At 63.7% G+C, this 12,934-nt stretch carries 10 protein-coding genes; 6 read left to right on the top strand and 4 right to left on the bottom strand.

What is annotated here, in order from left to right; all coding sequences use genetic code 11:
* Positions 1–37 precede the first annotated feature (37 nt).
* Positions 38–1,186: a cell division protein ZapE gene (gene zapE, locus FM101_RS15100; RefSeq protein WP_087001133.1), complete on the top strand. Its 1,149-nt coding sequence runs from the start codon at positions 38–40 to the stop codon at positions 1,184–1,186.
* A complete protein-coding gene (locus FM101_RS15095) occupies positions 1,183–1,869 on the top strand; it encodes a peptide deformylase (RefSeq protein WP_087001131.1) in 687 nt (228 codons plus the stop codon). Before zapE ends, FM101_RS15095 begins: the two co-directional genes overlap by 4 nt.
* A 20-nt stretch (positions 1,870–1,889) precedes the next feature.
* On the opposite strand, the gene FM101_RS15090 is transcribed toward FM101_RS15095, so the two are convergent.
* Positions 1,890–3,995, bottom strand: a complete 2,106-nt coding sequence (locus tag FM101_RS15090) for a S9 family peptidase (RefSeq protein ID WP_087001129.1) — start codon at positions 3,993–3,995, stop codon at positions 1,890–1,892.
* 40 nt (positions 3,996–4,035) lie between these two features.
* Between FM101_RS15090 and FM101_RS15085 the strand changes: the two genes are divergently transcribed.
* The 4 genes from FM101_RS15085 (at position 4,036) to FM101_RS15070 (ending at position 7,052) form a co-directional block, all read left to right on the top strand.
* Entirely contained in the window at positions 4,036–4,893 is an 858-nt protein-coding gene (locus FM101_RS15085) for a putative RNA methyltransferase (RefSeq protein WP_087001128.1), read from the top strand.
* An 87-nt stretch (positions 4,894–4,980) separates the two neighbouring features.
* Positions 4,981–5,484: an NfeD family protein gene (locus tag FM101_RS15080; RefSeq protein ID WP_342744413.1), complete on the top strand. Its 504-nt coding sequence runs from the start codon at positions 4,981–4,983 to the stop codon at positions 5,482–5,484.
* Positions 5,485–5,571: 87 nt separating this feature from the next.
* On the top strand, positions 5,572–6,498 hold the full coding sequence (locus FM101_RS15075; protein WP_087001124.1) for an SPFH domain-containing protein: 927 nt from the start codon (positions 5,572–5,574) through the stop codon (positions 6,496–6,498).
* A 206-nt stretch (positions 6,499–6,704) separates the two neighbouring features.
* The gene (locus FM101_RS15070; RefSeq protein WP_087001121.1) at positions 6,705–7,052 is read left to right on the top strand and encodes an RNA polymerase-binding protein RbpA; all 348 of its coding nucleotides are present in this window, start codon (positions 6,705–6,707) and stop codon (positions 7,050–7,052) included.
* A 125-nt stretch (positions 7,053–7,177) separates the two neighbouring features.
* On the opposite strand, the gene FM101_RS15065 is transcribed toward FM101_RS15070, so the two are convergent.
* The 3 genes from FM101_RS15065 to FM101_RS15055 all read right to left on the bottom strand — a co-directional run bounded on the left by FM101_RS15065 (position 7,178) and on the right by FM101_RS15055 (position 12,893).
* Positions 7,178–7,909: a polyprenol monophosphomannose synthase gene (locus FM101_RS15065; protein ID WP_087001119.1), complete on the bottom strand. Its 732-nt coding sequence runs from the start codon at positions 7,907–7,909 to the stop codon at positions 7,178–7,180.
* Between the two features lie 429 nt (positions 7,910–8,338).
* Entirely contained in the window at positions 8,339–9,955 is a 1,617-nt protein-coding gene (locus FM101_RS15060; RefSeq protein WP_087001117.1) for an amidohydrolase, read from the bottom strand.
* Between the two features lie 91 nt (positions 9,956–10,046).
* Positions 10,047–12,893: a DEAD/DEAH box helicase gene (locus FM101_RS15055; protein ID WP_198962370.1), complete on the bottom strand. Its 2,847-nt coding sequence runs from the start codon at positions 12,891–12,893 to the stop codon at positions 10,047–10,049.
* Between the last annotated feature and the right edge of the window lie 41 nt (positions 12,894–12,934).

Raw genomic sequence — 12,934 nt, 5'->3', positions numbered from 1 at the left:
CACCCATGAAGACTTCCCCAGCACGGGAGTCGGCCCGATGAGGCCCTCTCCCCTGTCGTTCGGCCCGCGTAATTCTGCGCGGAGGATCATTGCCCGGGTTCAGGCTGCCGTTGCCGCAGCAGGTCTCGAACTCGATTCCGAGCAACAGGTGTTGGTCACTCACCTCGCCACGGCGGCCTCACGGGCGCTTTCACGCCGCCCCAAAGCGGCTTCGGTGGATAGTTTCTATATCTACGGACCTCCCGGCCGCGGCAAATCATGGCTCATGGGTCTGGTCCATGACGCACTGCTGAGCGAGGCCACGCGCCGGCTGCATTTCCACGATTTCTTCCGCGACCTCCACGCCTCGGCGCATAGTGCAGAACTCGCTGAAACAGCGGGTGACACCGCCGTCGAGGTGGCTCTGGATGAATTGCTGGGGGACGTGCGTGTGCTGTGCTTCGACGAACTCCACGTCCACGACCCCGGCGATGCGATGTTCTTCGCCCGCACGCTCCAGGCTGTTTTTGCCCGGGGAATCCTGCTCATCGCGACCTCGAACTATGCCCCGGACGATCTACTGCCCAATGATTATTTCCACCATCTCTTTGAGCCCACCATCGAACTGATCACGTCACGAATGAAGGTGGTGATGCTCGACGGCGGAATTGACTACCGGACTCAGGTGACCGAGGCCGATCGTGTCGCCGGTTATGCTGCAGGGCACATCATCGTCCCCGGAACGGCCCAACAACTGGCCCAGGCAGGGCTCGCGGTCCCCCACCACAACGAAATCACCGACATTGAACCGACGACCCACAGCTTCACGGCCCAACGTGCCGCCCACGGACAGGCCTGGTTCGATTTCCGCGACTTATGCGATCGCCCGTCGGCAGCCTCCGATTACCTGCATCTGGCCCGCCATTTTGACCATGTCGTTATTGATGGAATCCCCGCACCGGATCGGGCCACGACCAGCGCCTGGAAGCGTCTGGCCAACCTCATTGACGTTCTGTATGACCGCGATGTGCGGACCGACCTGATTTGCGTGGATCCCCCGGACCCCGATGCCGTCGAGGGCCACCCCGTGGATGCCGCACGCCTGGGTAGCCGGCTCCTGGCGCTACGCCAGCTGATTCCGGGAGCAGCCGATGAAGATTCCCTCGACGGCCCCGCCCCCTCCGAGCAGGAAAGCTGGATCCGATGACCCAGGACCGACCCTTGGCTACCGACTACTCCCCCGACCGGCTGGCGGAGCTGGTGGGAACCATGATCGAACAAGCCACCCGGGGAAACCACGGCACCCTGCTCCCCGAAACACTGCCCACCATCGTCCAGCTCGGGCATCCCGTGCTGCGCATGGAAGCCCAGGAATATACGGGTCAGCTGGAACCGGAAGCACTGGACTCGCTGCTCGATATCATGAGATCCACCATGCATGCGGCCCCAGGAGTCGGCTTGGCTGCCCCACAAATCGGGCTTCCCCTCAGCTTGGCCGTTCTAGAGGACTCCTTCGCCACCGATGCCGAGATCACCGTGGTGCGCGAACGTGAACCACTGGAGTACTTCGCGGTGGTCAACCCCAGCTATCGGGCCCTCGGGACACGGACGGCTTCCTTCTACGAAGGGTGCCTCTCCTTCAGCGGTTTCCAAGCGGTCGTCGAGCGTCCGGCCGACGTGATCGCCACGTATACGACACCGGCCGGGAAAGCCATGGAGCGGGAATTCCACGGATGGCAGGCCCGGATCGTCGCCCATGAAACAGACCATCTGGGCGGCACCGTCTATATCGACCGGGCGATAACGCGCAGCCTGGTGGGCGCCGAGGAGTATGCCAACCGCTGGGCGGGCGCCGATATTGCTGCCGCCCGGACAGGGCTGGGCTTCTAGCTCCCCAGGCCCTGCGCCGATCAGCCGTGAGCCGGGTTCACCGGAAGGTACCTGTCCCACCAATCAAGGATCGCCTCAAAGCGTTGGCGACGGTGCCACGGCGTGCCGGCGCGGGACAGCTCGTGGTTCTCACCCGGGAAGAGCAGGAATTCGGTCTCGACCCCCTGGCGCAGCAACTCCACATAATAGCGCTGTGCCTGTTCCAAGGGGCACCGGTAATCCTCTTCCGAATGCATCACCAGGGTGGGGGTCCGCACCTGGCCCACCTTCGCCATCGGACTTTGCTCCAGCGTCGCGGCCATATCCCTGCCGGTGTATTCGGCACCGAAGAACCAGCCGATGTCGCTGGAACCGACGAAGGAGATCGGATCCAGGAATCCACGCTCCACGATCGCCCCGGCGAAGCGGTGATCATGGGCAATGGTCCAGGCGGTGAGGTATCCCCCATAGGACCCGCCCAGCACCCCGGTCCTGTTCCCATCCAGTGACGGCTCGGCGGCCACCGCACCATCAAGGAACGCCAAAACGTCTTGCAGGTCGACGGTGCCCATCGCCTCCTTGATGGCCAGGCCATGGGCTCGTCCGTAGCTGGCGCTGCCCCGCGGGTTGCACTGTAGTACCGCGTATCCGGCCCGCGCGTAGACCTGGGCCTCGTCGAAATAGCCCCACCCATATTGGGCGTAGGGGCCACCATGGATGTTTAGCAGCACCGGGTGGGGGCCATCGCCTTCGGGTAGGTAGAGCCACCCGTGGACCGGGTAGCCGTCGGCTGAGGACACCGTCATTTCTCGTGGCTCGGCGATCCTCGTTTTCTCGCGCAACGGCGCGGCGAAGTCGGTCAGACGGGCCACTCCGCCGTCATGCACCACGGCGATCTCCCCGGGCGTGCTGGGATCGGTATAGGACACGACGATGACGTCCGCCGCCTCCGAAACCCCGGTCACCTCCAGCGGACCGGAAACTTCGATCCGGGTCGATCCGGTGGCATCGATGACATGGAGTTCACTGCTGCCCCGCACCCGGGCCAGTGCGGCGACCTCAGCGGTTCCAACCGGGAAGAGTCCCCCGCTTTCGCTGTAGTCAGTCGTTTCAGGATCGGTCAGAAGGCTGGGGTCCGCCACCCCGAAGCTCTCCGTAGGCAGGACATAGACGGCGGCGCTGCGGGCGACGAAATCCACACCTGACTCCCCCACTTCGCTACCCAGGATGAACAGGTTTTTCCCGTCGCGACTAAAGGTTGCCCCGTCGTAACCGGTGTCCCCGGACTCCGAACCGACCACCAATTCGACGTCGATTTCTCCCGCTGACGAGGTGTCCAGTCCGCCCACAGCTACCCGGTGGATCATCGAGCGTAGATCCGCATCGGCACCCTCATGCAATGCTGCGGTGAAATACAGGTACGTGCCATCGGGGTCGAACTCCGGGCTGTTGCAGTCGGCATCTGCGGGGGTCAGCAGGCGCGTCACCGGGAAACCCTCGGCAGGCCTCTGGCAGGTATCGTTGTCCCCCTCAGCGGTTTCCCGGGCCGCGGCGGCCTTCTGGTCGGCCTTCGCTGCACGTCCCACTGGCTTGATAAACGGCTCGGCGTCGGGGGCAGGGACCTCGACGAGATGGATCCCGTTCCGGCAGTCATTGCCGAATCCGAGCCCGTTGAAACGGTACTTATATCCGGTGATCCGGCGTGGGGCCTCGGCGCCGGCGCCCACCCCGTCCACGGTGCCGTAGCGCCCCTCCTCGGGGGTCCGGCTGCAGAAGGCCAGCCGTTGGCCATCGGATGAGAAGACGAAATCAGAGACGCCCAGATGGCGGTTGGTGATCAACAGTGGTTCACCGCCGCGGGCGTCGACGATGGCCAACTGCGGTACGCCGTCGTCATTGGGGCGTAAGAAGGCGATGAGTTGCCCGTCGGGTGAGAACCGGGGATGGGCATCCGAGATCCCCCGAGTGATCCGCCGCGGAGGGCCTGCGGCGCCGCCGCCCTCAGTGAGTTCTATCAGCCACAACTGTCCCACCCCGGAATCGGCATCGAAGCTAGGCCTGTTGGCGGCAAAGATCACCCGGCGGCCGGCCGGGTCCACGGCGGGGGCGGATACAGTGGTCAGGAGCTCGAGCTGTTCTGGTTTCACTCCGTGAGCGTATATGAAAGACATATTGAAGGAAATAGGTATGAGCGTCGATCTGATCCCGTTGAGTTGCCCGCTCTGCGCCGGGGCCCTGGCAACGGACGGGGCCGAGGGGCGCACGCTCAGTTGTCCCGCCGGCCACCGGTACGACGCCGCCAAGCAGGGATACTTCAACCTGCTCACCGGCCGTGGAACCTCCTTTCGGGAGGACTCGGCCGCCATGGTCCAGGCCCGCGCCTCGTTCTTGGCCTCAGGGCACTATGCACCGCTGGCCGAGGCCCTAGCCCAGGAAGCCGCGACAGCGGCGTCAGCCAGGTTGCCGCAGCTCCTGGACGCGGGCGCTGGAACCGGGTACTACCTCGACGCCGTGGCGTCGGCGCTGAAGCAGTCCCTGGGCACCCGGCCCCCGGCCCTGGCCTTGGACATCTCCCGTTATGCGATGCGACGTGCCGCCAAACTTCCGAAGACCCAGGCCCTGGTCTGGGACCTCTGGCGACCACTACCGGTAGCCGACGCCGGCGTCGACATTCTGCTCAACGTCTTCGCCCCGCGCCATGGCAGTGAATTTGCCCGCGTCCTGGCCCCTGGAGGTCTGGCCCTGGTCGTCACTCCCCTGCCCGAACATCTGGCCGAAGCCATGGAACCTCTGGGGTTACTCGGCATTGCCGCTGGCAAGGATGAGTCCGTCGCCACGGCACTAGGTGCCGAATTCGAGGCAGTTCACACCCGCACGATCCGCACGTCCCTGCACCTGTCCCGGGACGACGCCGTCCGGCTGGCGACGATGGGTCCGGCAGGCCACCACCACGATGACGCGTCTACTCGGGCCCGGCTGGAGACCCACCCGATGCCCTCCGCCGTCACCGCTGCCTTCCGTCTGCAGGTCTTTCGCCGCCGATAGCCGCTCCCACAAGCGTGGATCCTCGAACATACCTCCCAAGGGTGATGATCCGACCGATGCTTATCGTGCAAGATGGTAGGACCGAGGGTGGCAAGCGCCCTCCCAACGCATGCGGGTGACGAAATGTTCGAATGGGTCCTCGAGAACAGCTGGGTCTTCTGGCTCGCCTTGTTCCTGATCCTGGCGATCATCGAAATGATGTCGCTGGACCTGTACTTCATCATGCTCAGTGCCGGGGCACTCGGAGGCGTCGTGGTGGCCCTTGCTGGAGGCGATTTCTGGCTCCAAGCACTGGCCTTCTGCCTCGTCGCTCTGGCGATGATCTTCTTCATCAGACCGATCGCCCTGCGGCAATTGCATAAAGGACCCGCCGACCGGCTGACCAACGTCGACCGCCTCGTCGGCCAGGACGCCCTGGTCTTGGAACCCACCACGAAGTTAGGTGGCCGCGCCAAGATCGGTGGGGAGACCTGGAGCGTACGAAGCCAGGATGAAACCGCTTTGGCCCCGGGGATGTACGGAACCGTCGTGAGTATTGACGGAGCCACCGCCTTCATCACCATGCGGGCCCAAGAGCCACACGAAAGCTAGCATTTCGACTCGGCCGGGGAACGAAAACCTCGCCAACCGGCCAGTCCATTGCCCGATAACGGGCCATACGGAAAAGGGGAATCATCAATGACAGGCCTAGGCATAGTCCTGGCAGTACTCGCGGTCTTCGTGATCATCGTGCTCCTGCGATCGGTACGCATCGTCCCGCAGGCGCGGGCAGGCATCGTCGAGCGGCTGGGTAAATACCAGCGCACGCTCGGACCGGGCCTGACCCTGCTGATCCCGTTTGTGGACCGGCTCCTGCCACTGCTGGATCTGCGTGAAAACGTGGTCAGCTTCCCGCCGCAGCCAGTGATCACCGAAGACAACCTTGTCGTTTCCATCGACACGGTCGTGTACTTCCAGATCACCGAACCGCGCGCTGCCACCTACGAGATCGCCAACTACATCCAGGCAGTCGAACAGCTGACCACCACCACGCTACGTAACGTCGTCGGTGGCCTGAACCTCGAAGAGGCCTTGACCAGCCGTGACCAGATCAACGGCCAACTGCGTGGCGTCTTGGACGAAGCCACCGGAAAATGGGGCATCCGTGTTTCCCGTGTGGAGCTCAAGGCGATTGACCCGCCGCTGTCCATCCAGGACTCCATGGAGAAGCAGATGCGTGCCGAGCGTGACCGCCGTGCAGCCATTCTGACTGCCGAAGGCACCAAGCAGTCCCAGATCCTCACCGCCGAGGGCCAGCGTCAGGCAGCGATCCTCGCCGCCGAAGGTGACGCCAAGGCTGCGATCCTGCGTGCCGATGGTGAAGCACAGGCCATCGAGAAGGTCTTCGATGCCATTCACGCCGGTAATCCGGACCAGAAGCTGTTGGCCTACCAGTACCTGCAGACCCTTCCGAAGCTGGCTGAGGGCTCCTCGAATAAACTGTGGATCATTCCCAGTGAGGTCGGCGAAGCCCTGAAGGGCATCGGCGGGGCCTTGGGCAATTTCACGGACAATGACGATTCGTCCGGCTCGGCCACCCCGTCGAGCACCCCGAAGCAGCCGTAATCCACGGTCGCTATCAACACTCGATCGCCGGGCACGGAGGGAACACCCTTCGTGCCCGGCTTCGTTGAACGACAAGCTCGTCGGACAGCGCGTATACTGGTGTCTTTGTGGCTTCCGCCAAAGGCCCGGGGGAATGATTTCTCCGCCTGAGGCGTTGTGGACAGTGGATGATGCCGAACAGCAGCAGAACGTAGTAGGGAGAAAACATGAGCGATCGCAGTCTGCGTGGAATGCGTTTGGGCGCACAGAGCATGGAGACCGAAGCCGGTGTGGAGCCGGCGCCGCGTCAGCGCGTGGAGTACCGTTGCGCCGATGGGGAGCAGGTCTTTGTGATGTTCTCCACCGAAGCCGAAATTCCTCCCGTGTGGGTCTCCAAGACCGGCAAGGAAGCGCTCCTGGTCGACGGAGAGCTGCCGGACACGTCCAAGGACAAGCCGGTGCGTACCCACTGGGACATGCTGCTCGAGCGCCGCTCCATCGAGGAGCTCGAACAGACCCTCAAGGATCGCTTGAACAAGCTCCGCGCTGCCCGTGGTGAAAAGATTCAGGCCTAACCAGAACTTTCAGCACCCGAGGCAGAACGCCAAAAGATAGGGGCCGGTTCCCGCACCAACAGGTGCGGGAACCGGCCCCTTCTCCGTCCACTGTAAGAGCGGACGTTAGAGTTTGCCGGTCAGCTTCAGAGTTTGCCGGTCAGCTTCTTCCAGCGCGCCGTCAGGCCCCACCGGGTGACATTGAGCATGGCTTCAACCACGATGTTTCCGCTCATCTTGGAAACCCCGAGTTCGCGTTCCACGAAGGTGATCGGGACTTCGACGATCTTCTTGCCCATCAGCGCAACGCGGAAGGTCATATCCACCTGGAAGCCATAGCCGACGGATTCGACTTCATTGAAGTCCAGGGCTTCGAGGGTCTCACGGCGGAAAGCCCTGAATCCAGCAGTGATATCGCGAATGCCCAGTCCCAACATCAGCCGGGAGTAGGTGCTGCCGGCCACGGAAATCAGTTTGCGGTACGGTGGCCAGTTCACCACGCTTCCCCCGCGGACCCAACGGGATCCGATCACCAGGTCAGCGCCCTGGGTGTCCAGTGCCTCCAGCAACCGAGGAAGCTGTTCGGGCTGATGGGAACCGTCGGCATCGAGTTCGACCAGCACGTCATAGCCCTGCTCGAGTCCCCACGTAAATCCTGCGAGGTAGGCGGCTCCCAGCCCTGCCTTGCCTTCGCGATGCAGGACATGGATCTGGGGGTCGGTCGTTCCCAGGTTCCTGGCAAACTCGCCGGTGCCGTCGGGACTGTTGTCGTCGACCACCAAGACATCCGACTCCGGGACGGATTCCCGCAGACGCTTGATCGTAATGGGGAGCGATTCGATCTCGTTATAAGTCGGAATGATGGTGATTACCCGCACGCGGTTATACCCTTCTGAACTGTCTCGGAGGCCCTCAGGGCCTCGACGCGGCCCCTACGGAACCTTCGGTCACGGCTGCGAACCAGCGGTCCGCTCCCCCGGCTGAGTACCGGGCGAGGAAAGCCAAGGACCAAGTATACCGGTCAGCCACCTGAGGGCACGGAAAGACCCCGGGAACTTCGGACCAAAAAGAGTGCACTCAAGCACACGCAATTTGTTTTCTACTGCTCCCGGGGTCTGACCTTTGTTTATTTGCCGTGATGCCGACTCGACGTTGTAGGACTCCCTACCATCGCCGTTGAGAATCAACCCTATCCGCTCACACCGGCCTGTCAACTGAGTCCTGACTAGAGTTTTAAGGCTTACTACCTAGTCAGGCTCGGCGCGTCGTCGTGCCTTTTGGCGCGGAAAATTACTCCTGGGTAGCCATCAGGGCCGACGGAAAATGGTGCGTCCGCGACGGACCGTGCCCAGACAGGTCGGTAGCGAGTCCTCCAACACCGGAAGCATCGGCGTTCCGGCCCGGGCGTCCGTGCTCCAGGACGAGACCCGGGCATCGGGGGTCTGGACGGCCAGTTCGGAGGCCGCCCAGATGGCGAAGGTCGCCTCCGAGCCCGGAACCAATTGACCGGCCAAGGGGTCAGGGTCCCCGAACGCTCGGTAACCTGCCCTGGTGTGCGCCACGAAGGCGGCCCGCGCAGATACCCGTGAAGATTCGGTGTGGTGCTCGAGGCAGGCTTTCACGGTGGCCCACGGATTCATTTCGGTGACCGGGCTATCGGAGCCGAGACAGACGGGAACACCCGAGGTGAGCAGCCGCCCGATTTCATTCATGGCCGCGGAACGCTGAACCCCCAGGCGTTGTTCGTACTGGCCGTGAGGGCCACCCCACAGGGCATCGAAGAGCGGTTGCATGGAGACGGTAACCCCCAGCTCGAGCCAGGTGGCGACGGCCGAATCGTCGAGCATTTCGGCATGTTCGATGCGGTGGCGACCGCGCTGGATAGCAGAGACTCCCAGACGGTCGGCTGCCAACCTGAACCCTGCCACTGCTTCATCCATGCCGGCATCGCCAATGACATGGAATGCGGCCTGGACGCCGGCTTCGGTGCAGGCCTGGACATGGGTGGCGATGGTCTCGGCGTCAAGGTACAGGCAGCCTTGGGTCGAGGGCACGTCCGTATAGGGTTCACGCAGATAGGCCGTTCGAGAACCCAGCGAACCATCGATGTTCAGGTCCCCGCCCAGCCCGGCAATCCGTGGGCTGTCGAATTCCTCCATGACGGTGCGGGCTTCCTCGGCAGTGCCGACGGTTTCTGCCCAGTAGATCCGCACCGCTGGCAGATCCTCCCCTTCGGTGTCGAGGAGCCCGTTCAGCGCAGAGACATCCTCACGGGTGCCAATATGTGGGGCAGCCATTTCGGCAACGGCAGCGTAGCCGTGCGAGGCCATATGTTGCAGGGCTCGACGCTGGTAGTCGGCTCGTGAGCCGGCATCGAAGGACAAGATGTGATCCCTGACCCGGGTATGTGCTTCCCGGACCGCGACGGGGCCACCCTCCCAACCATCGAGCCCATCGAGGCCTGCAGCCACGGCCAGCGAGCGGCTCACCAGACCTGAATGGACGTCAACACGGGTCAAGTACACTTCGCGGTCCGGAGCTGCCGACTCCAGTTCTTCCACCGTGGGAACGCGGGCCTCGGGCCAGGTGCTCTCATCCCATCCGGCACCAATGACCGGTCCGGCTACCGTGTTCGCCCGGTCGGCAACCGCGGCCAGGAAGCAGTCCAACGACGTACAGCCCGCCAGGTCCAACGACGCCAGCGCCACGCCCGTCTCGGTCAGATGGGCGTGGGAGTCCACGAAAGCAGGAGCCACCAGCGCCCCTTCCAGGTCAACGACCTCCATCCTGGCGTCGAGCAGTGCCTCGGCGGCAGCTTCCTGGCCGACCCAGGCCACGGAACCACCGTCGATCAGCATTGCCGTGGCAAACGGGTCCGCTGCACTGTAGATGGCTCCGTTGCGGTACATGACCAGCTCGGGCATGTGTACTTCCTTCCCTGCAGGAGGGCGGCCCGGCGGGACACCCACACGTGGTTCTTGGTGGCAGAAGGTTTTCTACCGGATGGTTCCGTGCCTAGTCGGCAACACTGGAGTAGGCGACCACGCCGCGGCGCACGGCGTCCACCGCTGCCCGGCACCGCCCGGCCAACACCGGCGACAAGTCAGGAACCTTGGCCAGTTGGTCCAAGGTGTCAATGACCTGTTTGGCCCAGCGCACGAAGTCTCCGGCCGCCAGGTCTGTTCCCCGCAGGCAGTCCTTCAAATCCTTCCCACGGGCCCAGAGGTACATGGGCCAGACGAGGCCGGAATCCGGTTCCCCGGTCTCCGGCAACCGGTTGGCTTCCTCCAGGTCGGTCAGTTCGGACCAGTTGCGGACCGCCACCGTCCACGCCTGCTCAATCTGCCGGCTGGGCATCTTGGGGTGCCCGGCAGTGGATTCGCGTTTGGCCTGGTAGACCAGCGTGGTGACGAACCCGGCTAATTCGGCGGCCTCCAGTTGATCCATGCAACCCGATTCGAGCACCAACGAGGTCAACAGGTCACGTTCACCGTAGATACGCCGTAACCGGTTCCCCGAACTGGTCGTCACCAGCGCGCCGTCCGGGGAACCGTCCTGGGGTAGGGCCAGGTATCCGTAGTGTTCCAGAATGCTGCACACCCGGTCGAAGGTTTTGGCAATGGTGTTGGTCCGCCCGGAGATTTGCCCCGACAGCCTGTCGGTTTCGGCCTTGAGCTTCCACCAGCGTTCAGCCCAGCGGGCATGGTCCTCGCGTTCGGAGCAGCCGTGGCAGGGGTGCCGGCGCAACTGCCGGCGCAAATCGGTGATACGGGCTTCTTGTCGGTCGGTGCCGGGGAAATCGAAGCCGCTGGCACCCCGCCGGGGTGGACGTTGTTCCTGCAGCGCATTGCGGAGAGAAGCTGCCAGATCCTTGCGTTCCTTGGGGGTACGGCCGGTGAAGGACTTGGGGATCCGTATCCGTGAAATGACCTCAACCGGGCCCTCCAGATCGTGGACTCCGATGCGGCGTACTTGCCGGTCCTCGGTCAATACTGTCGGACGCGGGTCGCGCAGCGAATCGGAGAGAGCAATGATGACGCACCGTCCCAGCCGGCGCGGACCCGACACGTCGATCACGTCGCCGGGGACCACCTGCTCCAAGGATTCTTCGGCCGCCGACCGGCGCATCCGGTGGGCCGTCCGTGAGGCGTCCTTTTCGGCTTGCCCCAGTTCCTGACGGATCCGAGCATATTCCTGGAAGTCCCCCAGATGGCAGGCCATCGATTCTTCGTAACCGGCCATCGATTCCTGGCGGCTGCGGACCTGCCGGGCCAACCCGACCACCGAACGGTCGGCTTGGAACTGGGCGAAGGAAGATTCCAGGATGGTGCGCGCCCGGCCCATCCCGAACTGTGCCGAGAGGTTCAGCGACATGTTGTAGGTGGGGCGGAAGCTCGAGTTCAGCGGGTATGTCCGTTTCGAGGCGAGACCGGCTACCGCTGCCGGGTCGGTGCCCGGCTGCCAGAGCACGACGGCATGGCCCTCGACGTCGATGCCGCGCCGACCGGCCCGACCCGTGAGCTGGGTGTATTCACCCGCGGTGATGGAGACGTGGGATTCCCCGTTGAACTTTTCGAGTTTTTCCAGCACGACCGAGCGGGCGGGCATATTCACTCCCAGGGCCAGCGTCTCGGTGGCGAAGACCGCCTTGACCACCCCGCGGGCGAAAAGCTTCTCGACAACTTCCTTGAAGATCGGCAGCAGCCCGGCATGGTGGGCCGCGAATCCTCGCAGGAGGCCTTCACGCCACGACCAGAAGCCGATCACTTCCAGATCACCCGCCGGAATCTCCCGGGCGACGGCGTCAATCTCTTCTTCGATGATCCGCGATTCGGCCTCGGTGGTGAGGAAGAATCCCGTGCGGACGCATTGCGCGACGGCGGCATCGCAGCCCTTACGGGAAAAGATGAAGAAGATGGCCGGCAGCAAACCCGACTGGTCCAGGGAGAGCACCATTTCGGGACGGGATACCCGATGCTTCTGGGGAGGTCCCGAGGTGTTGCGTGGCCCGGCGTGCCCTCGTCCCCGTCGTTGGGCACGACCGGCACCACCACGGAATTGATGTCGTTCCTCGCGTTGGGCCAGGCGGGTCAGCTCGGGGTTCACGGCAAGGCTGCGTTCACCGTCCTGATCCTCCAAGGCTGCTGCCTGATCGAAGGCGAGATTCCCGGCGAAGAGGTCCAGGAGTCGCCCCCCGACCATGACATGCTGCCAGAGGGGGACTGGACGGTGTTCGGTGACAACGATCGCCGTGTCCCCGCGGACCGTATCGAGCCAGCCGCCGAATTCCTCGGCGTTGGATACCGTGGCGCTGAGCGAAATGACCTGCACGCTTTGCGGCAGGTGGATGATGACTTCTTCCCAGACGGCGCCGCGGAACTTATCCGCCAGGTAGTGGACCTCGTCCATCACCACGTAGGCCAGACCGGTCAACGTATCGGAGTCGGCGTAGAGCATGTTGCGCAGGACCTCGGTGGTCATCACGACGACGTCGGCTTCACTGTTGATGGAGGTGTCCCCGGTGAGCAGACCCACCCGGTCGTGGCCATACGTGGCGGCAAGTTCGTTATATTTCTGGTTGCTCAACGCCTTGATCGGCGTGGTGTAGAAGGCCTTCATGCCCCGTTGCAGCGCACAGTGGATGGCAAATTCGCCCACCACGGTCTTGCCGGCCCCGGTCGGTGCAGCGACCAAGACTCCGCGGCCTTCTTCCACGGCCCTGCAGGACTGGATTTGGAAGTCGTCGAGCTCGAATTCCAGGCTCCGGCGGAACGCGCCAAAGTGGGTTTTTTCCTCGGCCGCGCGCTCACGCCACGCGGCGTACTGCTCTGCTGGAGAGCCCATGCCTGACCACCCCTTCATTGGTTTGTCGTCTCAGGGGACGGACCCAGCCTACCCGGGCG

It is taken from the genome of Arthrobacter rhombi (assembly GCF_900163545.1).
GTDB lineage: Bacteria > Actinomycetota > Actinomycetes > Actinomycetales > Micrococcaceae > Arthrobacter_H > Arthrobacter_H rhombi_A.
Note: the sequence above shows the minus strand (reverse complement) of the source record. Positions and strands in the feature narration are given on the sequence as shown.